The 24,553-nt window shown below is 31.8% G+C and carries 19 protein-coding genes; 5 read left to right on the forward strand and 14 right to left on the reverse strand.

Annotation, left to right across the window (positions count from 1 at the left end):
* Positions 1–204 precede the first annotated feature (204 nt).
* Both istA and istB read left to right on the forward strand, forming a co-directional pair.
* Positions 205–1,758 (forward strand): IS21 family transposase, encoded by a 1,554-nt coding sequence (gene istA / locus FOF46_RS21190; RefSeq protein ID WP_143917825.1) that lies wholly within the window; start codon positions 205–207, stop codon positions 1,756–1,758.
* Between the two features lie 28 nt (positions 1,759–1,786).
* Positions 1,787–2,524 carry an IS21-like element helper ATPase IstB gene (istB, locus tag FOF46_RS21195; protein WP_143917826.1) on the forward strand — a complete coding sequence of 246 codons (738 nt, stop codon included), beginning with the start codon at positions 1,787–1,789 and terminating at the stop codon, positions 2,522–2,524.
* Between the two features lie 329 nt (positions 2,525–2,853).
* Here istB and FOF46_RS21200 read toward each other — a convergent pair whose 3' ends face one another.
* The 5 genes from FOF46_RS21200 to FOF46_RS21220 form a co-directional block, all read right to left on the reverse strand.
* Positions 2,854–3,987 (reverse strand): helix-turn-helix domain-containing protein, encoded by a 1,134-nt coding sequence (locus FOF46_RS21200; RefSeq protein WP_109434950.1) that lies wholly within the window; start codon positions 3,985–3,987, stop codon positions 2,854–2,856.
* Positions 3,988–4,015: 28 nt separating this feature from the next.
* Positions 4,016–5,164 carry a helix-turn-helix domain-containing protein gene (locus FOF46_RS21205; protein ID WP_143917827.1) on the reverse strand — a complete coding sequence of 383 codons (1,149 nt, stop codon included), beginning with the start codon at positions 5,162–5,164 and terminating at the stop codon, positions 4,016–4,018.
* 141 nt (positions 5,165–5,305) lie between these two features.
* Complete coding sequence (locus FOF46_RS21210) at positions 5,306–5,872, reverse strand: Crp/Fnr family transcriptional regulator (protein WP_109434952.1); 567 nt, start codon at positions 5,870–5,872, stop codon at positions 5,306–5,308.
* 127 nt (positions 5,873–5,999) lie between these two features.
* Complete coding sequence (locus FOF46_RS21215; protein WP_143917828.1) at positions 6,000–6,725, reverse strand: MBL fold metallo-hydrolase; 726 nt, start codon at positions 6,723–6,725, stop codon at positions 6,000–6,002.
* 116 nt (positions 6,726–6,841) lie between these two features.
* Entirely contained in the window at positions 6,842–7,870 is a 1,029-nt protein-coding gene (locus FOF46_RS21220) for an Acg family FMN-binding oxidoreductase (protein WP_143917829.1), read from the reverse strand.
* 212 nt (positions 7,871–8,082) lie between these two features.
* Between FOF46_RS21220 and FOF46_RS21225 the strand changes: the two genes are divergently transcribed.
* Complete coding sequence (locus FOF46_RS21225; RefSeq protein WP_143917830.1) at positions 8,083–9,594, forward strand: serine hydrolase; 1,512 nt, start codon at positions 8,083–8,085, stop codon at positions 9,592–9,594.
* A gap of 95 nt (positions 9,595–9,689) precedes the next feature.
* On the opposite strand, the gene FOF46_RS21230 is transcribed toward FOF46_RS21225, so the two are convergent.
* The 9 genes from FOF46_RS21230 to FOF46_RS21275 all read right to left on the reverse strand — a co-directional run bounded on the left by FOF46_RS21230 (position 9,690) and on the right by FOF46_RS21275 (position 16,451).
* Positions 9,690–10,046, reverse strand: a complete 357-nt coding sequence (locus FOF46_RS21230) for a YciI family protein (protein ID WP_143917831.1) — start codon at positions 10,044–10,046, stop codon at positions 9,690–9,692.
* 61 nt (positions 10,047–10,107) lie between these two features.
* Positions 10,108–10,779, reverse strand: coding sequence for a DUF6596 domain-containing protein (locus FOF46_RS21235; protein WP_143917832.1), 672 nt, complete (start codon positions 10,777–10,779; stop codon positions 10,108–10,110).
* A gap of 66 nt (positions 10,780–10,845) precedes the next feature.
* Positions 10,846–11,349: a sigma-70 family RNA polymerase sigma factor gene (locus FOF46_RS21240; RefSeq protein WP_143917833.1), complete on the reverse strand. Its 504-nt coding sequence runs from the start codon at positions 11,347–11,349 to the stop codon at positions 10,846–10,848.
* A gap of 32 nt (positions 11,350–11,381) precedes the next feature.
* Positions 11,382–12,032, reverse strand: coding sequence for an SGNH/GDSL hydrolase family protein (locus FOF46_RS21245; protein WP_143917834.1), 651 nt, complete (start codon positions 12,030–12,032; stop codon positions 11,382–11,384).
* A gap of 86 nt (positions 12,033–12,118) precedes the next feature.
* Entirely contained in the window at positions 12,119–12,583 is a 465-nt protein-coding gene (locus FOF46_RS21250; RefSeq protein ID WP_109434959.1) for an SRPBCC family protein, read from the reverse strand.
* A gap of 62 nt (positions 12,584–12,645) precedes the next feature.
* Complete coding sequence (locus FOF46_RS21260; protein ID WP_109434960.1) at positions 12,646–13,059, reverse strand: hypothetical protein; 414 nt, start codon at positions 13,057–13,059, stop codon at positions 12,646–12,648.
* Positions 13,060–13,074: 15 nt separating this feature from the next.
* Positions 13,075–14,016: an alpha/beta hydrolase gene (locus tag FOF46_RS21265; protein WP_143917835.1), complete on the reverse strand. Its 942-nt coding sequence runs from the start codon at positions 14,014–14,016 to the stop codon at positions 13,075–13,077.
* Between the two features lie 24 nt (positions 14,017–14,040).
* Positions 14,041–15,864 (reverse strand): serine hydrolase, encoded by a 1,824-nt coding sequence (locus tag FOF46_RS21270; protein WP_143917836.1) that lies wholly within the window; start codon positions 15,862–15,864, stop codon positions 14,041–14,043.
* A gap of 137 nt (positions 15,865–16,001) precedes the next feature.
* Positions 16,002–16,451 (reverse strand): GNAT family N-acetyltransferase, encoded by a 450-nt coding sequence (locus FOF46_RS21275; protein WP_143917837.1) that lies wholly within the window; start codon positions 16,449–16,451, stop codon positions 16,002–16,004.
* A 269-nt stretch (positions 16,452–16,720) separates the two neighbouring features.
* Between FOF46_RS21275 and FOF46_RS21280 the strand changes: the two genes are divergently transcribed.
* Together FOF46_RS21280 and FOF46_RS21285 are read left to right on the forward strand one after the other, a co-directional pair.
* Positions 16,721–19,579, forward strand: coding sequence for a carboxypeptidase-like regulatory domain-containing protein (locus FOF46_RS21280; protein ID WP_143917838.1), 2,859 nt, complete (start codon positions 16,721–16,723; stop codon positions 19,577–19,579).
* A 4-nt stretch (positions 19,580–19,583) separates the two neighbouring features.
* Entirely contained in the window at positions 19,584–24,173 is a 4,590-nt protein-coding gene (locus FOF46_RS21285; RefSeq protein WP_143917839.1) for a TonB-dependent receptor plug domain-containing protein, read from the forward strand.
* The last annotated feature ends 380 nt before the right edge of the window (positions 24,174–24,553 follow it).

Raw genomic sequence — 24,553 nt, forward strand, 5'->3', positions numbered from 1 at the left:
TGGATAATTCGGTTTGATTTGTGCCACTGATTTCGGAGCTATAGTGCCAGTAATTTCAGTTCAAACTGTGCCACTTTTTACAGTTCGAATTGTGCCAATGTAAATTGAGTCGAGTTAATTTCGGTTCTAATTGTGCCACATTTCGGTATAGCTCAATGGCCACTAAGAGAGATCAAGTAATACCTTATCGCCCAAAAAAGCGATATGGCAAACACACTTGATCCTATGGATTTAAAACAAATTATTACCCTACATTTAGACCGTTCCAGTAATCGGGAGATAGCAGAAACCCTGAGTATTTCTCGTAATACTGTAAACAATTACATTCGCTTATTCAAAGCCAGTGATTATACCTATAAAGAGCTGTTGTCTTTTGATATAGGTAAATTAGAATCGCTTTTTCCTTCTCGTACTACGATAAACAATCCTAGATATGACGAATTGATGCGTTATTTAGAGGACATCAATAAAGCCCGTCATCATCCTGGATTTACTTTTTTATATCATTACCAGCAGTATGCTAGCCAGGCTGATAATCCTTATGGATATACTCAGTTTTTAGAGCATTATCGAAGAAAATATAAAATAGTAAAAGGCTCGATGAAATTGGAGCATCAGGCGGGTAAAGAAATGTTTATTGATTATGCAGGTAAAAAACTTCAAATAGTAGATAAAACAACTGGAGAAGTTATCGATGTGGAAGTTTTTGTAGCGATTCTACCTCATAGTCAGTATACTTATGTAGAAGCTTGCATGAGCCAAAAACGCGAAGATTTGATCAGATGTAGTGAAAATGCGTTGCATTTTTATGGAGGAGTTCCTAAAGCCATTGTATCGGATAATCTAAAATCTGCTGTTACTAGATCCAGTAAATATGAAGCACAAATCAATCGTAGTTTTAAGGATTTTGCCAGGCATTATAATTGTGTCATTAACCCTACCCGAAGCTATTCCCCACAAGATAAAGCATTGGTTGAAAATGCAGTACACCTAGCGTATCAACGTATCTATTACCCACTTGGGGAGATGACTTTTTTCTCACTGGAAGAATTAAACAAAGAGATACGGATGTTATTAGAAAAATATAATAGTCTGCTTTTTAAAAGAAAACAAGCCAGTCGCTTAGAACTCTTTCAATCTGTAGAGAGAGCATACTTAAAACCATTGCCTAACAGCAAGTATGAGTTAAAAGAATACCGAAGGGCCAAAGTTCAAAAAATAGGCTATGTTTACTTTTCTCCGGATAAAACCTACTATAGCGTTCCTTACCGATATATCGGAAAAGAAACTACCATTCACTATACATCTTCTTTAGTAGAAGTATACTACAATCATCAGCGTATTGCCTCTCACTCTCGTAATCCTTCCAAAGGTGCTTATAACACCAACAAAGATCATTTGAGTAGTACTCATAAACACTATAGTGAGTGGAATCCTGAGTATTTTAAAAACAAAGCTGCTAAGTATGGTACTGCTGTAGCAGCTTGTGTGGAGCAAATTATAGCCAAGGTTGATTACCCAGAAATAGGATATAAAAGAGCTATGGGAGTTATACAATTACATAAGTTATACGGAGCTGAACGATTAGATAATGCGTGCAAAAGAGCGTTACAAGCTGATGTTGTAGGATACCGAAGAATCGAAAATATATTAAAGAATAAACTAGATCAAAGCACCTTGTTTATGCAAGAGGAAGAGCAAGAACAATCGCATATCCCAAAACATCAAAATATCCGGGGAGCATCTAATTATCAATAAAAAAATGTATCACTTAAATTTTATAACAATGAATGCAAATCAGACTATCGAAAAACTAAAAGCAATGCGACTCTCAGCCATGGCAGAACTACACTACAATCAACTAAAAGATAATCGAGTAGAAACACATACTGCAGATCAGTATCTGGCATTACTGACCGATCACCAATGGGAAGATCGACAAAACAGAAAAATCGAAAGATTACTTCTACAAGCTAATTTTAAGCAAAGGGCAACTATGGCAGATATTGACTATACACAAAGCCGTAACCTGGACAAGAATATGTTTGAACGCCTAGCAACCTTAGATTTTATATCCAGAAAAGAAAATATCATTATAACAGGAGCTTCTGGGGTAGGTAAAAGCTATCTAGCACAAGCATTAGGACATCAAGGATGTATGATGAAATACAAAACCATATACACCAATACCGCTAGATTACTCAAAAAACTAAAACTTAGTAAAGTAGATGGGACATATCTTAAAGAACTTGCAAAACTCCTAAAAGCCGATATCCTAATCTTTGATGATTTTGGATTACAGAGTTTTGATAATCATGCTAGAGAAGCCATTATGGATATTATCGATGACAGGTATAATAAAAAATCAACAATCATAGTATCGCAAATACCAGTGTCTGCTTGGTATGATATTATTGGAGAAGGAACCATTGCCGATGCCATACTAGACAGAATTGTAAACTCATCACATCGTATTAATCTTGTGGGGGAATCATTAAGAAAAGGAAAAATTAAAAAGGACTAATAACAAAATTTAACTATTATTGCAAGATCTCTCTTAGTGGCACCATTTGACCGAAATAGGTGGCACAGTCACTCCGAAATAGCCACATATTACCAAAAAACAAGTCTTCTGTATAAAATTTTGATAGTGATCTATATCCTAAATTAATAGATTTATCTATAGAGTTTTTTTTCTGATCATAGGATTTAAAAATTTACAAGAGCCTTTAAGTTTTATAGGTTGTCTTATAAACTTTATGTGATAGTGTATAACTGTTTTAAAAACAGGTTTTAAGCCAATGTAGTTGAAGATAAATAAACCATAGGTTTAAAAAATGTATTCTTCTTTATTCATATAAGATTTGCTCTCTTGCGATATTCGGTTGGAGTCACATTTGCATATTTTTTGAATGCCGTATTAAAAGATGATTTAGAATTAAAACCTACTTCATATAAAATTTCTAATATGGTGAGCTGTTTTTTTGAAGGATCTTTTAGAATATTCATAGCATGATGTATGCGATACTCATTTATAAAATCAAAAAAATGCTGGTTAAGATGATGATTAATTAATACAGATAATTCTCTGGAAGGGATATGTATTTGTTCTGCTAAATTTTGAATGGTTAACGTAGGGTTTAGGTAGGGGTGTTTTTCGAGCATATATGTTTTTAGAAGATTAATCTGTTTTTGTATAGACTCATCGATAATTTTATTGATTGTCGAAGATGACTCATTAATAGTAATAAGGTTATTTACAGATTTTAGATTAGAATCAATTCCTCTAAAAATTTTGGGATTATAAAGCCCTTTTAATATAATCCAGCATATAAAACCTAATAAGAGTAGTGTTATAATAATTTTCGTAACATGAAGAGATTGTATATCTGTACTAAAAGCTCTAAATACATTTTTAAAAATCCCAAAACCAAGAACAATACTAATCAATATGTTAAGCTGAAACAACCATTTGTAGATATCGGTGTTTGCTTGAGAGTAATTCTCCAAAAATATCTTTTTGGCTTTATATAATATAATAAATATTGCTATGATATATATTAAAAATTGAATATGAATGGCGGTAATAAAAATTCCTTTTTCATATGTTTCACCTCCCAGATATGATACTATAGTTTGATGATCAATGAGGTTCGGAAAAAAAAGAATGGTTATCAGAACAAATGGGATACTATGTAATAAATGTTTGTATTGTAATTTAAAATCAGCATATAACATAGAAAGAACATATAAAAAAAGAAATGGACTCTGTAAAAAGCTAATATTATCTCTTAATACGTCAATTACAGGATGAGTATCAATATAAAATTCATAGAAAAACACACTTATTTCTGTAGCAATAGCTATTAAAAAACACCCAATAAAAACGTTACTTAATTTATTTGTAGTCTTTACTGTAAATAAAAAGAATGCAAAGAAAAAAGAAATAAAAATAATGATTAAAGTTATGGATGATAAATAGTTCATAGACTTTGAAACCTTAGATTATTTGGTTCTATACATGATTTGTTTTTTTACGATATTCTGTTGGAGTTACATTTGCATATTTTTTGAACGCTGTATTAAAAGATGATTTGGAGTTAAAACCTACTTCGTATAAAATTTCCAGAATAGTAAATTGTTTTTTTGTAGGATTTTGTAAAATATCTTTGGCATGTTGAATGCGATATTCGTTTACAAAATCAAAAAAATGTTGATTAAGATGATGATTAATCAAAATAGAAACTTCTCGTACTGGTAGCTGTAAATCATCTGCCAAATTTTGAATAGTTAACGTAGGATTTAAATACGGTTTTTGGTCAAGCATGTGTGCTCTTAATCTCTGTATTTGCTGTTTGACTTCTTCACCCTCTTTATGTTCAATAGGTATTTCTTCCTTGGCGATAATATTCTCGACGGGCTTTAACTTAGAATCAATTCGTCTAAAAAATTCAGGATGATAAAGTACTTTTAAAATCAACCAACATATAAAACATAATACCAGAAAAGCCATGATGATGCGCACTATATTTACAGTATCAAAATCATCATTGATAAATTTGAATATGGTCTTTCCTGTACTAAAAGCAAATAAAATTATAGAAATGATATTTAATTGAAATAACCATTTATGTTTTGCGGTAGTAGCATTAGAGAAATTCTCAAGCATCACTTTTTTGGATTTTTTCAAAACAATGAAGATGGCAACAATGTAAATTATAACTTGAATATGACCTATTATTATTGAAAATAAAACTTCTGGATTATCAAGATAAGTTTCAAAAAAAGAATTTCGAGCTTCAGTATTTGATAAATAAAATCGCGGCATAAAAACCAAAGTGCTTACCAGAAAAGGAATAGCATGTAATAAGTGTATGCGCTTAATTTTAAAGTCACTATAGATTACTGATAATACAAAAAGGTACTCTAGTGGGCTAGAAAGTAATGGAAGATCCATTCTTAACATTTCTAACACCATTGGCATATCAATAAATATATGGTAAAAAAAAGAGCTAATATCAATGGCAATGATAATAAGAAAAGCAGCAATAAGGCGGTTACTGGTTTTATTTTCTGTTTTTACTGTAAATAAGAAAATAGAAAACAGGGATGATATAAAGACTATCATAAAACTAATAACACTTAGAATGGCATAGTTATCCATTTACAACTTACTTATTTATCTCTGTGATTTTTTGATAGAAAATTTTTCTTGAGATCAAATATACCATAAAGTAGAATAAACCATAATAAATCCAAATCAAAATATAGTAAGATTAGAGTTCTAGTCAGTAATACACCAATATTAATGTATGATTATATCTTTCATGGCTCTATTGAGGCTGCGTAAAGTGATGCCTAAATAATCTGCTAAATCTTGTTTAGAGAGCATTTTGGATTCTTCGGAAGAAAAGGAAATTAATTTTTCTAGATTATATGCAATAGAATGAGATTGCTGCTGTGAAGCTCTTATAGCTGTATCTCGAACTTTATTAGACAATGCTTTTAATAATAATAAATTAAATTCTGGTTGATCCTTTAGTAATGTATAAAAATCCTTTTGATCAATTTGATAAACAATAACTTCTGTCATTGCTTCTGCATTACAAAAACTGATAATGTCGTTTAATACTTCTAATTCTCCTAAAATTTCTCCTTTACTAAAAAATTCCTGAATAAAATCTCTTCCATTATCTTCATTAACATAGCATTTTACAATACCGTGTTTGATAATAAAAATAGAAGAAACATGCTTTTCTTGAGTAATAATTTTTTCCCCTAAAGAATATTTCCTCTCTTTTATTATGGTTTCAGCAATAGGTATGGATAATTTGGAAAAGAAATCCAATAACTCTTTATCACTTCTAATCATTTGTATATACTTACTTCAATCTCTTTTTATTACAAAAATAGATAGGTTTATATGCAATATACTAAAGAAAAAAAAGGTAACAAATTTGATTAGTTAGCCTTGCTATATTCTATATATGATTCGTTGATTATTCAAAAATTTTCACCTTAATTTCTTTATCAACAAGATTTTTGAAAGTGGTTACATCATTCGAATTCCCAAGTTCGTAGTGCATTGGTATCACAAAATTGGGCTTAATGGTATTGACCATTTTTGCAGCTTCTTCAATGTTCATAGTCAAATTATCTCCCCCAACAGGAATCATTGCGATGTTAATGTTCTTTAAGTTTTTCATTTCGGGGATATAATCAGTATCACCGGCATGATAGATACGAATACCATTTTCCAAAGTCAATATAAAACCAACATTCTTTTTGGATTTTGGATGTGCTTTGATCCATAAAAACACATTTTTGGTATTATATGCGGCTATAGATTCACTAGTTATAGTATCTAAAATAATAACGCTTCCTGGTTTAACTTGTTTAACCAAATAATTTTTTTTAGATAGTTTTTTAAAAACGCTTTTAGAACAGATAAGTATTGTTTCTGAAGTTGCTATTTGTTCTATTGTTTTTAAAGAGAAATGATCTGGATGAGAATGAGTAATAAAAATATAATCTGCTTTCTCGGCATTAGTTACTTCTACAGGGTCTATATAAATTATTTTTTCTTTTGTTTTTATTTGAAAACTTGAAGGAAAAAAATCTGAGTTATTTACCTGGATTGCTCCCCAAGTGGTTATTCTGATATCATGCAATATGATGTTTTGAACTTCGGGATTTCTTTTGCTGCTTATTGTTACGTTTACCATTGTGCAACTTTGAATTAATATAGCTAATAAACAAAAGATGTAATAAATTAATTACCTAGATTATAAACTACATCTTATAGATAATATGTTAATTTTAAATTTTTATATTCTATATTTTAAATAATAACATGATCAATAGAACGCCTTAATGATCTTGGGAGCTTAGGGCCATAACCAAAACGAACCAATAGACTTATTTGTCCTTTTTCAATATTTAAATAATTTCCTAATTGTGTTTGTATTTTTGGTACTTCTACAGGTTGATTGATAAATGCATGTTTTAACCCAAATGCAGTTGCTTGTAGTGCAAAACGTTGATAAGATCTGCCTGTATTAATCCAATTTTCTTTGGTGTTGTTTTGAGATGAGAATGCAATTACTCCCGAGGAACTCTTTATGTGATCTATATATTTGTTGTTCTCTTTTTTGATATTATATCCATATGTAAAAAAAGCATTACCAATCCATGTAGGGAGAGTTTGGTTACCTGTAGCAGCAGAAAAAAGGCCATCACGATGTGATATTGCCGAAGATGTATTAAAGCGTAACCACTCTTTTAGCTTTTTTACAAAGGCTTTATCTTTCATTTGAAAAGTGTTAGCTTCAATTACATATTCCAAAATGTTTTTCAAATCCTTTTGATCGGTTGACAAAAATATAGATACATTATTACTTTGTGAAATATTCTCAAGTGTCTTCAATTGTTCAATAGGTACAGGTTTGTTATTGTATAGGGTTCGAGTACATTGTCTGTTGATAATTGCTTGAAATAGAATAGATTTGGATACAGGATAAGGTTCGAAATTAATGAATATTGAATTACTTTTTTTCATATCTATAGATACATGCCCTTTAAGCCCATAAGCTTCAGCAGCTAATAACATATTTTCTGTAGCACAGCCTAAACTTGCAAATAGGTGGTGATTATTTGGATCTACAACAGGACACTCTCTGGTAAAATCTGGTAAGATAGTAATACAATCAGATGTAATTTTAAAACGCCAGGGTTGGGTGTTATGACTATTTGCTGCTAATGTAGCATACCTAACTAACTCTCGCATGATATCTTGTCTATTATCAATTTTATCTCTGGAATGTCTCCAGGTATCTAATACCAGGTGATTATAGGTTTGATCAGAATTCATAGAGTATGTTGTTCTTTCTTTAATAATCTCTTATTGGAGTAGATAGCATTAGGTACGTTTTTATTGAAAACTAAAATAAAGCTTAGAACAAACGATTAAAATGATAATTATCATAGAATCAGATATATGTAGATATTGTTAAAATATTTTAGGTTAAAGACTGTAACAGTTTTTTTAAAAAGCTATCTTTAAAAGCACGCTAACTCACAAAAATGAAAAATAAAATAATTTCCCTACTCATTATTATTGTTTTTATAAGTTGTAAAAATGAGAAAGACCCAGTAAAAAGTGAACCCCTTCAAAACAAAGAAGTTGATTCGGTTCAGGTATCAATCGATACTAATGCGGCCTTAGCCTTAAAAGATTCTTCTATTACATCCCTTTCTGTTGCTGTGTATGCAAAAGAAAAAGAGTATACAGCACATTATGGAGAATTAGAAAAAGGAAAAGCAAATCCACCTACCGATCAAACGTTTTATGAAATAGGTTCGGTGACTAAAACATTTACCGGTACTTTGGTCGCACAAGCAGTACTCGATGGTAAATTAAGTTTGGATGATGATATTAGAAAATATTTGAAAGGGGATTATGATAATCTCAAGTATAATGGTAATCCTATTTTGATAAAACATATAATTACTCATACTTCGAGTTTACCAAAAAATAATAAAGGAATTGATGAATTATTCGAGAATAGAGACGATAGTTTAGCTTTTAGAGTACATGAAATAGAGAAGGAGTATACAAAAGAAAAGCTATTTAATCACTTAAAAGAAATTACCTTGGATACACTTCCTGGGGAAAAATATGGATACTCTAATTTGGGAGCTAATCTAATGGGGCATATTTTAGAAACTGCTTATGAAAGAACATATCCAGAGTTGTTAGAGCAATTTATTTTTAAACCTTCAGGAATGACGCAGACCAAGATGCGACTTAATGCTGAAGAAAAAAAACGACTAGCAAGAGGATATAATAAAGGAGTTTTAATGCCAAGTCTTCCTTTACCAGAAACATTATTGGGAGCTGCCGGACATTTAAAATCTACAATGCCTGATTTGATTTCATATATGAAGTTTCAACTAGATTCTACTAAAAAAGTAGTACAAGAGTCTCATAGTAAAATATTAATGCTCGATGAAGATGAGTGGATTGGATATTTTTGGCCAATAGATAAAGACAGTGAAGGGATTTACTATAGTCATCATGGAGGAGCATTCGGAACCAATACATTTTTCTTTGTATATCCTCATTTTGAAATAGGAATTGCGGTGAGCACAAATTCTAGTAGCCCGGGTGCAACCGGCAACATTAGGGGAGTGGTAGAGGGAATACTGGATGATATAAAACCATTTGGTAAAAAATCTATTGGAAGAGCGATTTTTCAAAAATGTTTGGATAATGTCGATGATGGTATAGCGTATTACAAACAATTAAGAAAAGACCAATTAGAAACGTATAATTTTGAGAATGAGTTTGAACTTAATAGTGTGGGATATACATTATTAAATAGAGGAAAAATTGAAGACGCGATCAAGATCTTTGAACTATCGGTTTCTGTATTTCCTTCTGCTTCTAACCCTTATGATAGTTTAGGAGAAGGGTATCTTGAAAATAAGCAATACGATTTAGCACTTCAGAATTATAAAAAATCATTAGCACTAGATCCAACAAATGAAAATGCCCGAGTAATGATCAGTAAGATTGAAAGTATAAAACAATAAACTTTTTGAGCATATTAAAATTTGCTTAGAATGAATTGTAAAAAAGATTAAATGTAAAAGGGCATCTTTTAATGCCCTTTTACATTATTTTAGTTTTAATTGATTCCTTCTACTCGTTTAACCGGACGAACTTCTATGCGCCAGATACCTTCTTCGAATCGAGGGTCTTCCTTTGTGATTTCGATTGCCTCTTCCAGACTTTCTGCCATAAGATGATAATAACCAGAAATAACCTCTTTGGTCTCATTGTAAGGTCCGTCAATAATTTTTCCATTTTTATACGATAACATACGACCTTCCATTTCGAGAGGTTGAGCAGATTTCATTTTACCTTCTTCAGTTAGTCGTTTTATAAAACCACCAACTTTTTCGATATGTTGTTGTAATTGTTCTGGAGAAAGGTTTGCTTTTGGACTCTCCTCACTTCTGATAAATAACATGAATTCTTTCATTGTTCTATTTTTTAGATTATACCCTTACAACAATCGGGTAGATATTATAGGGACATTATTTTTATTTTTTTTCTAGTTGTTGGAGATCTCTTGGATTGTTACATGCTATAATGGCTTGCTGTAAGTGTTTTATCGCATTTTTATTTTTGTTTTCTTGTATATAAAATTCTGCTAATGTAGCATGAAAAAGATGATGATTACTGATATCAGAGTTACGCTCTAATTGTAATAATTCATTAATTGCTGTGGTATTTCCTTTAACCTTTGCCAGAGGGATACTTCTATTGAGGCGCACAAGAGGTGTGTTTTCTAATTCTAGAAGACTATCATAAAGAGAAAGTATTTCTCTCCAGTTTGTAGCTTCAAAATTGGGAGCAATACAATGATGAGCAGAAATAGTTGCCAGAATAAGATAAATAGAGATTGTATCTTCTTTAGTCGTTTGGTTTAAATATTGAATTCCTGTATTTATTAATGAAGTATTCCATTTTTTTCTATCCTGTTTATGCATTTCTATAATAGTACCTGTATCACTTCGGGCTTCAAAACGAGCAGCATTTAGATACATCAATGCTAATAAGGCATACACATCAGATTTGAGCTGAATATGGGTATTATATACAAGAATTTCTGCCAACCTTATGGCCTCCAAACAGAGATCATATCGTATTACTTTATTTTGTTGTGATGGACTATATCCTTCATTAAAAAGAAGGTAAATTGTTTTAAGCACGATATCTATATTTTCTGAAATATTCTTAGGGATTTCAAAGGAAATCTCAGAAGTTCTTAGCTGTTTTCAACCTCTAACTAACCGTTTGTTAATGGTTTCTGTTGTAGTAAAAAAAGCATTGGCTATCTCTTGAATACTAAAACCACAAAGTATTTTTAATATAAATGCAATTTGAGAATTTTCTGAAATATCAGGATGACAACAGACAAACATCATTTTTAGCTGCTCATCTTTAATAAGATCCTCAGAAATTTCAAGTTTTTCTAGTGCGATATGATTTCCCTCTTGTTGTAATAGTGATTCGTATTGAACTTTATACTTTTTTCTTTTTAAAATATTAAGTGTGTGGTTTTTTGCAGTGGTATATAACCATGCTTGAGGATTTTCTGGTATTCCGTGCTGTTGCCAATGATCTACAGCCTTTAATAATGTCTCCTGCACGATATCTTCAGCAGTTTCAACATTGTTAGTTCCAATATATCGAGTAACTACAGAGACTATTTTTCCATATTCATTTCTAAAAAAATGTTCGGTAAGCTCTAAAGTATATTTTTTATCAATTTCATTCATTCAGTATTGTCTATATGGGGAGAGATATCCTATCAGTCATCAATTTTTTTCAATGTTATTTCAATAGCGGTTTCCAAAATTGGTTCCATGATAGCATATCCCTTTGCATTTGGATGTACACCATCATCCCCTAAATCTTTCTGTAAACCATTATATGTATTTACCATAGCACTAAAATAATCTACATAAGTAATGTTATTTTGGTCTGCATATGATTTTATCATTGTATTAAGTTCTATTACTTTTTCTGCTGGTTTTATCTTTTTTTTCCACGGAAAATTATTTGCGGGAAGTACAGAGCATACAATGACCTTGATGTTGTTGGATTTTGCCAACTCTGTCATTGAAATGATATTATCCATAATCATTTGTAGTGTTGAAGGGCCTGTATTGCCAGCAATATCATTTATACCAGCCAGAATTACAACAATTGATGGTTTTAAATGAACAACATCTTGCCTAAAACGTAATACCATTTGAGGAGTAGTTTGCCCACTAATACCTCTATTTATATAAGGTTTATTATTGAAAAATTGTGGCCTTTGTTGTAACCAGAATTCAGTGATAGAATTCCCCATAAATACAACTCGATGTTCTCCGGTAGTAGGCAACTTTAATTCACTATTTTCTTTTTGAAATCGTTTAAGGTTTGCCCAATCCTGAGCTAGCAATGATGTAAACATAAATAGAGTAAATAAAGTGCAACAGGTTATTTTTATGATATTCATAAGTTAGATAGTTATCGTGATGGGTTAAGTGCTGTTATTCATTAGTTTAGCTCTTTAGGATACCTATCTGCAATGAGATTGAGTTCGATGTTATGCTCCAGGTACGATTTTAATCCCGCTAACACCCAGGTAAACCCTCCTGTTGCATCCCTGATTTGACTTATTAATTCGTCTGGAGTACCTTTAAATCCAGTATTCGTAATAGTAACAAATGTTTTAGATGCTCCTAAAGATTTAAATGTCCATTCTACAATAGCTTCGGGATCATCTCCCCATTGGATACGGATTTTTTCATTAGTTATAATGAGAATTGCTAATACTGAAACGGTATGATTAAACATTTCCCAGGTCCAGTCGGTTGTTTTACCTTCTTTAAGTATTCCCGAGCCTTTTGTGAACCAAAATTTAGAAGTAATTTCTGGATCTATGAATGCATCAAAAACATCTGAAATTGGTTTACGAATAAGCATTGCAGCTTCGGCAAAATGATTAGTTTTTACTGACATGTTTTTTTATTTAGCAATTCGACACAAGAATTAGGTAATGTACATATAATGAATGGTTTGATTTACTCTAATTGTTCTGTAAAACCAAATGTATTTATGGTGGCGTATGTGCCAATTAATCCAATTACAGAAGCTATAACATCATTAATGTCAAATACATTATTTCCTCCAAGATTATGCCATTTTAGTTCTTGGGATATTACATATAATGATGCTATGCTAACCGCTATCAAATAGATATAAACATCTTTAATACTATGTGTCTTGTTTAAATAATGTCTTAATCGTAATAATAACGCTGTAATAATAAGTGTTCCAAATATAGCTTCGATAGTATTAGGAATTGAGAGCACAATGACTTTAAAAACCATGTAAAAGTTATTATCTAAGACCCATGGTCTTAGATAGAATTTATTAAGCACAAAGACCAAAAAAGCTATTCCAAACAGATATCTAACATATTTTTTGACTTGCATTTTTTAATACTTAAACTATTGTTCCTTTTTTTCAGAATATAAATATCGCAATCCATTTGTAAAGCCAGGCCCAAAAACGGTTCTATGAGTTTCATTTCTCATCACATCTACTTTTAATTCAAGATTCTTTTGTCTTTTAGAATTAAGAGTAAAAACAAAGTCCATTTGTAGATTTTGAATTCGTGTTTCAAGCATTCCTGAAGCCATATAAAGCTTAGTCGGTTTTAGGTTAAGTTCTGTTTCCTTTGCTTCTTTAATTAATAAATTATCTTTAAACCAAAGGGATGGGCTTAATAATAGATATTTGTTAAATAAATGAGGTTTCTTAAGCATTATGTAGCACCCATAAAGTCCACCATAAGAATGTCCATAAATAGCTCGTTCTTCTTCTTTTACTCTATAGTTTTTTGCGATAAAAGGGAAAAGTTCGGACTCTAAAAAATTAGTAAATTCTGGAGCCCCACCAGTTGGGTCAACATATTGTTTACCACCAATTCTTAAGTTTTTATCTTCGACAGGAGTTAAATCTCTACTTCTTAATTTGTAAAAATCATCGTAGTCTGTACCATAGGCAATACCAACAATCAGGACTTTTGGAATAAGCTTATCTTTTATTAATCTCTGAACAATATAACTTACTCCTCCAAAATTTGTTTCTGCATCCAAAACGTAGAGTACAGGATATTTTTCTGATCCATTTTCATAACCCTTGGGGAATTTAATCTTGATTTTATAGCTCTGTCCGTTATATGTTGATGTTAATTCTTTGACTTTTGTATTTGCTAGAACAACTTCAGAATTATCAACCAAATATTCTAATGTATTAAGCTGATGTTCTATAGAATCTATACGTTTTTTTAGAGCATTATTTTCATTTTTTACAAGGTCAAACTCAGACTGAGGTATTCCACAACTTGTTAGAAATATAACGAATACGATGATTATATGCTTGTTCATTTGTACTACAATATATGTTATGAATTAAAGTTCATTTTCCTTTTTCTCCTTCATTTTTTCGATCATTTTGGAGGCATGAGTGTTTTGAGGGTTTAATTCCAACGATTTTTCATAGTTTTCTATAGCCAGATCAAGTTCGCCAATATTCATACAAGCTTCGGCATAACTATCGTAAACATTAGAACTATCAGGGTAGAGTAGTGTATTGACTTTAAACACATCTTGAGCAAGTTTTAGGTTGTCAGTATTCATTAATCGATATCCTAATCCATTTAAATTGTTTTCTGCAATAACAGGATTATTTGGATTGGCCTGTATTAAGGTTTTATACTCTTTTAATCCATTTTCAAAGTCACCAGAAGCTAGAAATTCTAATGGAAGTTTTTGATCTTCACTTAATCGTTTTAAAGTGGCTTCGATTTTGCCATCGTCAGGATTTAAAAGTAACGCCTGAAACTCACCACTTTCTTTATCCATCTTAAATTGAATCGGTCGTTCATTATCTCTACTTATAAATGTACTGTCAGAAATTTTAAATAATTCAACAGGTTTTTCGCCGATACTTTTTCTAAACAGATGCTGGTTAGAGTAATATACTTCGGTTACTCTGTTTTGATCTATCTGATAACGACCACTAATTTTGGAAAGATTTGTTGTATCTATTTCCATTTTCTTATATGTTGGGACATAGTTATCCCATGCATAGGTATTGGCCACTGATCTAATTAATTCACTAATAAAATCTGGATGATTAGAATTGGTGAGTACAACGACTCCATATCCTTTGTCTTTATGAGCTATTAATTCACTAGAGAACCCTTCGTCCCAGCCACCATGACCAAAGTATATTTCATTTCCTTTTTTTGTAATGAAAATACCTAGGCCTACAAATTTCTCTACAAAAGGGGTAAGCATTTTAGTAGCCATTTCTTGAGATACTACAATTTTACTATTTCCTTTTATGCTTTCTTGGATATTGACTGCAAATTTCGCAAGATCTTCTGCTGTGGTCCATAATCCTGCAGCAGCCATTTCTGGGTAAGTATGTCGTTTACCATTAGTCATTGAACCATCTGGTAAATATCCTGTTGCTGCCATTTGTAATTGTTCTCCTTCTAAAGGCTGATTATAGGTGCTATTATTCATATTTAATGGTTGCAATACCAAATCATTCATTAAGGACGGAAATGATTTACCTTCTACATCCATCATCATTTGTTGCATTATTGTGTATCCTCCACCAGAGTATCGAAAACTTTTTTCCGGGACCTTATCAACAAATATTGGAGCAGAATTAGCAGGGGGCGCTCCATTAAGTACTTGAACAACTGTTGGTACAGGAAGATCAGGACTATATCCTAAAAAACCATGTACAGTAACTCCTCCAGAATGATTTAGAAGGTGTTTGAGTGCTACTTTTTTATCTTTAGTAAATTCGCTATCAGGTAATTTCCAAGATTGTAGATAGATATTTACATCTTCATCCAAATTAATTTTATTTTGTTCGACCATCCTTAATGCACCATATGCCGCTACAGGTTTACTAATTGATCCAGCCTGAAAAAGAGTTTGCGATGTTACAGGTTTTGCATTCTCTTTATCTACAATACCGTAACTTTTTACCCATTCAATCTTATAGTCTTTAATCACAGCAATACTAACACCTGGTACTCCGTAATGTTCCATACGTTCTTCTATAGTCCATGTAGAGTCTCCTTCTATATGAACCGGGTGTCCAAGACCAGTTTCTACCATTTTAATATAGTCTGGAGGAGGAGTAGTTTTGGTTGGAGTAGAACAGGAAATAAAAAAACATGGAGCCCAAAAAAGGAAAAGAATTTTTTTCATGACAGTGTGATTTTGTGTGTGATTTTAGTTTTTGATTTATGAATTGTATGTACTTTTTTGATGAGTATGTTTGACAGTTGATAAAGTTACTAAATAAAAAGTAGCCTTACGTATATATTATCACGAGACATCCCTGTCTATGATGACTGGTTCTTATCAAGATCAAAATTAAAAACAACAATAGGGTCTTTGTCTTCTATACCTCCTACAGCATAATAAGTTTTTCTAGCGGCGACATTAGAGTGTTCTGTAGCTACCCATGCCTCATGGCAATCTAGTTGTTTTGCATATTCACATAAATAAGCTGTAATTTTTCTTCCTATGCCCATATTTTGATATGTTTCTATAACCCCCACTTCATTTATAAATAAAGAAGGATTCTTATCCGGATGAATGTAGTGAAATGCAGATGCCATGGCGATAATTTCTTTCTTATAATATGCGAGTATCAAATGATGTCTAGGGTCGTTTAGAAATTCTTTGGCACGATTTATTTTAATTGGGAGATCAAATAATTGTGTGCCAACATTTTGCATTGCAGGAAGGTCAGATATTGTGGCTACTTTAAAATATAACTGATCGAGCATATTGAATATTTTTAAATTTTTATGACCTAAAATTTAAAAGTTAATAGGTTACAATTTAGGCAAAACTAAAAAAGGATTATGTGAAGGTTTAATTAAAGTTTACAATGATCAATACTATAATGATTTATTGAGAAAGCAGAATCAGGTACGTTTTACACTAGGTTTTTCTAAAACATGAGTTGCCTAATCGAAAAGTATACTTCCCTCATTTGTGATTTCCAAAACCTTATTGGTAAAGTACTTTTAAGTGTAACTAAAAACTAACGACTATGAAAAACTCACTACTTTTTAAGTGTATCACTATAACTGTACTGATGTTACTTTGCTATTCAACAGTGTTCTCACAAGATGGGACATTAACTGGAGTATTAGCAGATAATGAAGGATTGCCCCTTCCAGGGGTTAATATTATGATAAAAGGAACTAATGTAGGTGTTCAAACTGATTTTGATGGTAATTATAGTATCAATTGCAATGTGGGAGATGTCTTAGTATTTAGCTATGTAGGGTTTTCTTCTAAAGAGGTTATAGTAACAGCAGAGCTGTTAGGGCAAATAGAAACTATTGCTATGACCAAAAAAGAAGCTGTATTGCCAATGCAAAGCACTGCATATTCTGATGCTATACAAAAAAAGACTAATACACGCTTTAATGTCCCTAACTTTAATGAAAGCAAGTATACTTTTAATCAAAGGGGATCTTATTTTCAATATAACAGGATTAAAGGGATAGACATTGAAAAAGAAAATAATAAAGTTGACCTTACTTATTTTAGTCCGGATATTTTTTACGAAGTTGGATGGAATTCGACTACCAGTTTACAGTTTGTAAAACAAAACAATTTACCTAATCTGCAACGCACGTTTAGTCAAGGACAGCCCTTTAATGCTGAATCTACTTTTTTTGGACCAGAAAGCGGAGTAGTATTTTCTTATGGACCAAGACTAAACAGTTTACAATTTGATGGGATTGCATATCCATTTGATCAGAATGGGAGATTAATACCTCTATCAGATACCGGGGGTGAAAAAGCTAATGACTATGATAACAGTATATTTAAAACGATTACAAAAACCAGTAATAGTGTTTTTTTTAATATCACTACCGATAAGAATTTTTATGGAGTAACTTATCGGGATAAAAGAAACAAAGATATCTTCAATACAGAACGAAGTCGTTTTCAGGAGATAGAATTAAGACATAACAATCCTAAAAATTCTGATAAAAAAGTAACATGGGATACTTTTATTAAGTATGCCAAAAGAATTGATAATCAACCTAACCTTAATGGATTTTTAAATACTTTATTACTTAATACATGGGCTACCCCAGTCAGTTTTGAAAATCAACAAGGGAGTAGACTTATCACAGATACACAGCGTAGTTTTAGTCCGGAGCATTTTAATAATCCCTTATGGTTATTAAAAAATAATAGGAATAGGTCTGTTAATAGCATGTTTTCTGCAAGTATTCAAAATGGTTTTAAATTAGGAGAAGATACTTCGTTATATACCAATATAAATCATAGTTATGTCTCAAATAAACAAAGTTTTGGATTGATTCCAGGTACAGTTGGGTATAATGATGGATTTAGTAGTGATAAGGCTTTTGATACGAATACTTTTAATGCAGAAACTACCTTTAAACTTAATCAATATCTTGATGAATCAGATATTGATTTTACTTCGAAAGCAAGTTATTCTTATAAAGGATTAAGATATAACTTATCAGAGCGCAGTGGTTTTGATCCTTTTTCTTTCCAAAACCCAACAGATAGCAATATTACAACTCAGAAACTTACTAGAAATACACTTCAATTATTTAATATAATAAGTTATACCATATCAGATTGGGATACAACCATAAAGTTGAGTAATACTTCCTATGTATCATCTATTCAAAATAACAAATGGTTTTTACCAAGTATAGCGTTAGAGACAGATCTCGCTGATCTATTTGATATGAATGGGGTTGGAGAGTTTAAAATTTCCACAAGCGCAGATTTTAGTGTAAAAGATACTCCTCTGTATTATAATAATCAAAGTCACAATAGTTTAAATATAACCCCGCTTCAAAGTCAAGGTTTAATAGCAAATAATGACTTGTTTGTAAGTGATGCTTTACAGCTAGAAGAAAAAATAAGCTATTCTATAACTACTCAGATTAGGACCGATGCTTTTAATAAGCCTATAAATTTTGGACTAACATACTATAACAATAGGATTGATGAAAGTGTATTTCCTGTGTTAGAGGGAGAAGGATTTCAACTTCAGAATATTGCAGATATTAGAACCTATGGTTTCGAAGCAAATTTAGAAGTATTTGTAAATACATATAATGACTTTTCTTATGCTCCCGGACTTGTTTTTTCATTATACAGAAATAAAGTATTAAAAATACAAGGAAATCAGGAGCGTATTCCTATTGCAGGTTTTACAACCATATCAAAAAACCTGATTAAAGGACAACCTGCAGGCGTATTGGTCGGTACCGCCTATCAACGTGATGCGCAGGATAATGTTATTATAGATGATAATGGATTCCCTTTAATAGCTCAAGACTTACAAGTTATTGGTGATCCTACACCAGATTTTGCAATCGGTTTTTCTAATCAATTTAACTGGAAAAGATTTAAGCTCAATTTCTTAATAGATTTTCAAAAAGGAGGAGATGTGTGGAATGGTACTCAGAGTGCCTTGAATTATTTAGGAACCTCTCAGCAATCTGCAGAAGAAAGAGAGATTACAGGTTTTTTGTTTGAAGGAGTAAATCAGCTAGGGCAACCTAATACAATAACTGTGGACTTTGCTAATCCATCCAATACTATTGCAGAGAATCGGTTTGTACGGTATGGGTTTGAAGGTGTCGGAGAAGAGGGAATTGTAGACGGTAGTTACCTCAATCTAAAATCAATTAACCTTTCCTACTCTATAAAAAAAACTGATGATCGAGATTTTATACGTGAGTTTGATATAGGGGTTTATGGAAATAACTTATTCACCTATTCACGATTTAGAGGGGCATCACCGTATAGTAGTTTGTTTGATCATACATCAGGACAAGGTCTTCAGTTTTTTAATACCCCAATTGTGAGTGAAATAGGAATACAAATCAAAATAAAATTATAGCATTATGCGTACATATAAACAAAACATAAAAAAAAGCATCTTGATTTTAATATTAAGCATAGCTTCAATTTCATTTGTTAACCATTCAGATAATCAAGAGCTTATTGAGGATATTTATACTCATGTTGATCGTCCATTTTATTTTCCTGGAGAAACGATCTGGTTTAAATCTTATGTTGTAGATAGTGAACATAAAATTACAACAATAAGTGATGCTATGTATGCCGAACTTATCTCACCTAAAGGGACCGTGGTAAAGCAATTAAAGATCAGAATACATGAAGGATATGCCTATGGTAATTTTGATACAAAACAAGATTGGGTAGGTGGAATATACACCTTAAAAATGTATACTAATTGGATGCGTAATGCTGGCGAAACCTCTTTTTTTACTAAAAAAGTTACGATTCAAAAGGTAATTCAACCCGAATTACTACTTCAACTCAAATTTGAAAAAGAAGGATACGGAAAAGGTTCTAAAGTAATTGCTAATTTTGAAGTCAAAGACCTTAAGAACAATCCGCTATCTCATAAAGAAATTCAATATGAAGTTGCAGTAAAGGGGAAGAAAATTTTATCAGATACTGTCGAAACAGATATAAATGGTAAAACAAAACCAACTTTTAATTTACCTAAGGATTTATCTACGATAGACATTGTTCTTAATGTATTAATTTCTTATAACGGCTCAACAGAATCTATATCACGCAGTATTCCTGTGGTTCTTGACACAATTGATCTTCAATTTTTTCCTGAAAGTGGAAAAATCATTGCTGGAACCAGAAATCAAATAGCATTAAAGGCCTTAAACGAGTTTGGTAAACCCGTTGATGTATCTGGTAATATTATAGATGATACAGGTGCGATTGTAACCAATTTTAGCAGCTATCACGATGGTATGGGAAGTTTTATGATGAATGCTATTCATGAAACTTCATATTATGCACAAATTACAGCACCTTTTATTTCTGAAAAGAAAATACAATTACCCAAAGTATATGAAAATGGCTTACGATTTTCTGCAATCACGGATAGTATACAAACCACATTAACAGTTTTTTCTACATTAAAAAAATCCATGCATCTTGAGGTTGCTAATGCGAATAAAGTGTTATGGAAACAAAATATAAAATCAGATCAGCAAAAAATAATGATTCCTACGGCAGATTTACCTGTGGGAATTACAAGATTTACCTTTTATGATGCTCAGAAGATACCAATAGCAGAACGATTAGTATTTATTAATTCACATAAAAAACTAAAGGTTGAAATTACTACTAATAAAGAACATTATGAAACCAGAGAAAAGGTAGAGGTGCAGCTTAAAACTACTGATGATAAAGGAAATCCTATTCCTGCAAATTTATCCATTGCTGTAGCAGATCATAAGTTACTTTCTTTTGCAGATGATAAACAAGATCATATACTATCTTATTTACTGATGTCTTCAGAGTTAAAAGGAAAAATACATAAACCTGTATTTTATTTTGATCCAGAAGAACCTAAAGCTATTAAAGCTTTGGATTATGTAATGCTAACACATGGTTGGAGAGATTATATAAAACCAAATACTTCGACAGAGGACCCGGCATTATACCTTCCAGAAAAAGAATCGATTCACAGTGGTACTGTTGTTGATACAAAAGGAAATCCTGTAAAAGCACATGTGTTGTTGTTTGATCAACAAGGAAATAAAGTATTAGTATTTGATACTAATAAGAATGGAAAATTCTCTTGTAAGCTAGGAAAAGCAAATACACATATTATGATTGCTTACACCGATGATCATAAGTCATTACGTATTATAGAAGCGACTACAGAAGAAGGCTATGATGCGCAAGCAAGAAATAGATTAGAGGATATCAAAGATAATAGTAGAGTAAAGTCTTTTAGAGGAATGAAATCTCCTGTACAAAAGATTATTAGAAAAAAAGCTAAACCTGCACCAATTGAACTTTCTGAAGATAAGTCACAATTGGACGAAATTGTAATTGTGGGTAATGGAATACAACAAAAAGGAATGATTTCTGGATCTATTAGTACTGTAAAAAACGAAGAACTAGAAAGGCAGGCGGCAGGAAGCTTTGTAGACGCATTACAAGGAAGAGTTGCAGGAGTAAATATAGTGAATGCTGATGGTATTTATGGAAGTAGCTCAAAAATAATGATAAGGGGCACGAGTAGTATATCAGGTAATAATCAACCGTTGTTTGTTATTGACGGAATCCCGGTTGCAAATGATGAAGTAGGTAATCTGGATGCAGATGTTATAGAATCAATTACCATATTAAAAGATATAGCAGCAACATCACTGTATGGAAGTCGAGGAGCTAATGGAGTAATTGTAATTTCATCCAAACATAAAAAATACTTCCATAACTGGGGAAAGAAAAAATTGAATAATGCAAAATTTAATAATTATGCTTACCATTATTTGTATAAAGGTAGGTCATTAACAAATTATACTCCCCGAGTGTTCTATGTCCCTGTATATGATAGTAAGATGTTACCAGAAGAACGTACAGATTTTAGAAAAACGATTTATTGGAACCCAGTTGTGCAAACGAATGATAAAGGAGAAGCAAACCTGTCTTTTTATAATTCTGACGCGATTACATCATTTAATATCATTGCAGAAGGAATAGGGTATAATGGATTAGTGGGAAGAAAAGAAAAGCAATACAGCACTAAGAAACAATTAACTATTGATTTTAAGATTCCTAATTATATGGCACTTCAGGATACTGTAAGGTTGCCTTTGACTATTAAAAATGAATCTTCAGATGTACTAGAGGCAGAGGTCGATCTTCATCTTCCAAAAGGGATACAACAAATATCATCTTTTGATTCAGAAATTAAACTTGAACCTAATGAAGTAAGACAAGTATATGTTCAAGTAGTTCCTCTTTCAGTAAGAGCAAATAACAGAATAGTATGTTCTGTAAAATCAGAAATGTATAGTGATACTGTAAATAAAGAAGTCACTGTAATAAGTCCATATTTTCCAACGGAAGTTTCTGTGTCGGGATCGCAAAACAAGGCATATTCTTTTGATGTAAATTCAATAGTACCCAATAGCCTTACAGCTGATTTCACCATTTACACTGATATTGTAGGAGATGTGATGAATGGGATAGAATCTCTTATTCGTCAACCCCATGGATGCTTTGAACAGACTTCATCTAGTACGTATCCAAATATTATGGTATTAAAATACCTAAAAGAATCAGGTAGAAGTAATCCTGAGATCACTGCTAAGGCAATGAAGTACATTAAAGAAGGATACAAAAGACTGATTAGTTTTGAAACCAAAGAAGGAGGGTTCGAATGGTTTGGTCATACACCACCGCATGAAACTTTAACTGCTTATGGAGTATTAGAGTTTACAGAAATGAAAGAGATCTATCCCAAGGTGAATCAGAAAATGATTGATCGAACCGTAGATTGGCTTATGAGCAGAAGAGATGGTAATGGAGGATTTAGAAAAAGTAAAAAAGGGTATGATAGTTTTGCCAGTTCACCAAAAGAGGTTGCTGATGCCTATATTGTTTATGCGATTAGTGAAGCAGGTATACAAGTGGATATAGAAAAGGAATATCAAACTACTTATGCAAAAGCATTAAAAAGTAATGATACATATCGTATGGCATTATTAGCTGCTGCTAGTTTTAATTTCGGAAAAAATAATAATGGTAATATGCTATTAAATGCAATTACCAAAAATATTGAGGAATACAATTTTAAAGCTTTACCTGTAGAAAATACAATTACACGTTCCTATGGAGACTCAAAATATGTAGAAACAGCAGCTTTTGTTGTTTTAGCAATGCTAAAGGCAGAAAACAGAGATGATATATTGATTACAAAAGGGATTGAATATATTATTAGTAAAAGAAATGGAGGAAGGTTTGGATCTACACAGGCAACATCGATGGCACTCAAAGCATTGATTGGATATACAAGAACACAAAGAAATAAAATAATTGCTAATCATGAATCTGTACATTTAAATCTCAATGGAAATACAATTTCCAAGAAATTAAAAATTAATGAAAAAGGACAAGTCGTTATTGATGGTTTAGAAAGTTATATCAAAGAAGGAAAGCAAGAAATGACGGTTCGGTTTAACAATAAAGATATAACTTTTCCTTATGAAATGAATATACAATGGGATAGCCCTGTACCAGATAGTTCTGATGAATGTAAATTGCAACTAAAAACTACACTGATGAATACGCGATATGAAGTTGGAGATAATGTAAGAATGACAATAGAAGTAAATAATCGATCTACACGCGGAATAGCAATGCCAATGGCAATAGTAGGGATACCATCTGGAACGACACCACAGCCATGGCAACTTAAAGAATTAGTAGAGCGTAAAGAAGTAGCGTATTATGAAATTTTTGAAAACTACCTGATTTTTTATTGGAGAGAGTTTACGGGCTCAGAATCTAAGACAATTCATCTAGATCTAAAAGCTGATATCCCTGGGGTTTATATAGCTCCTGCAAGTTGTACTTATCAATATTATGCCGATGACTACAAACATTGGATTTCTGGAAACACAGTTACCATAGGAGTGAAGCAATAGAAACAACTCAATGTATAAATAAAATGAAGAAGAGTGTAAATAAAAAAACCAGGATTCTCAAAGAGAATCCTGGTAAAACATACCATAGAAAAGTGTGAAAAGATACATGTTTTACATGCAATTTCTACATGTGTTTTGATGCGTAATCATATTTAAAAAAAGCTGGTTAATGATTCTCTTTTAAACCGGGAACCTAAATCTACTCTAACAAGATTCCCGGTAACAAGTAGAAGACAAATTAACATTGTATTTACAGCCCCCCGTAAAATACTTCTACTATGTTGTGTGAACAGTGATAATGTGTTAAGTATTGGTTTTCATTAATTCGTAATTTCATTTATATAAGTGTGCAAATTTTGATATAGCATTCATTAAGCTCT

It is taken from the genome of Aquimarina algiphila (genome assembly GCF_007489275.1).
Taxonomy (GTDB): Bacteria; Bacteroidota; Bacteroidia; order Flavobacteriales; family Flavobacteriaceae; genus Aquimarina; species Aquimarina algiphila.

Coding starts and splice junctions, on each gene's coding strand:
- FOF46_RS21280 (WP_143917838.1), top strand. CDS start 16,721: ATGAAAAACTCACTACTTTTTAAGTGTATCACTATAACTGTACTGATG.
- FOF46_RS21230 (WP_143917831.1), bottom strand. CDS start 10,046: ATGAAAGAATTCATGTTATTTATCAGAAGTGAGGAGAGTCCAAAAGCA.
- istA (WP_143917825.1), top strand. CDS start 205: ATGGCAAACACACTTGATCCTATGGATTTAAAACAAATTATTACCCTA.
- FOF46_RS21275 (WP_143917837.1), bottom strand. CDS start 16,451: ATGCTCGATCAGTTATATTTTAAAGTAGCCACAATATCTGACCTTCCT.
- FOF46_RS21245 (WP_143917834.1), bottom strand. CDS start 12,032: ATGTTTACATCATTGCTAGCTCAGGATTGGGCAAACCTTAAACGATTT.
- FOF46_RS21220 (WP_143917829.1), bottom strand. CDS start 7,870: ATGAATTCTGATCAAACCTATAATCACCTGGTATTAGATACCTGGAGA.
- FOF46_RS21250 (WP_109434959.1), bottom strand. CDS start 12,583: ATGTCAGTAAAAACTAATCATTTTGCCGAAGCTGCAATGCTTATTCGT.
- istB (WP_143917826.1), top strand. CDS start 1,787: ATGAATGCAAATCAGACTATCGAAAAACTAAAAGCAATGCGACTCTCA.
- FOF46_RS21285 (WP_143917839.1), top strand. CDS start 19,584: ATGCGTACATATAAACAAAACATAAAAAAAAGCATCTTGATTTTAATA.
- FOF46_RS21240 (WP_143917833.1), bottom strand. CDS start 11,349: ATGAATGAAATTGATAAAAAATATACTTTAGAGCTTACCGAACATTTT.
- FOF46_RS21225 (WP_143917830.1), top strand. CDS start 8,083: ATGAAAAATAAAATAATTTCCCTACTCATTATTATTGTTTTTATAAGT.
- FOF46_RS21210 (WP_109434952.1), bottom strand. CDS start 5,872: ATGATTAGAAGTGATAAAGAGTTATTGGATTTCTTTTCCAAATTATCC.
- FOF46_RS21215 (WP_143917828.1), bottom strand. CDS start 6,725: ATGGTAAACGTAACAATAAGCAGCAAAAGAAATCCCGAAGTTCAAAAC.
- FOF46_RS21200 (WP_109434950.1), bottom strand. CDS start 3,987: ATGAACTATTTATCATCCATAACTTTAATCATTATTTTTATTTCTTTT.
- FOF46_RS21260 (WP_109434960.1), bottom strand. CDS start 13,059: ATGCAAGTCAAAAAATATGTTAGATATCTGTTTGGAATAGCTTTTTTG.
- FOF46_RS21270 (WP_143917836.1), bottom strand. CDS start 15,864: ATGAAAAAAATTCTTTTCCTTTTTTGGGCTCCATGTTTTTTTATTTCC.
- FOF46_RS21205 (WP_143917827.1), bottom strand. CDS start 5,164: ATGGATAACTATGCCATTCTAAGTGTTATTAGTTTTATGATAGTCTTT.
- FOF46_RS21265 (WP_143917835.1), bottom strand. CDS start 14,016: ATGAACAAGCATATAATCATCGTATTCGTTATATTTCTAACAAGTTGT.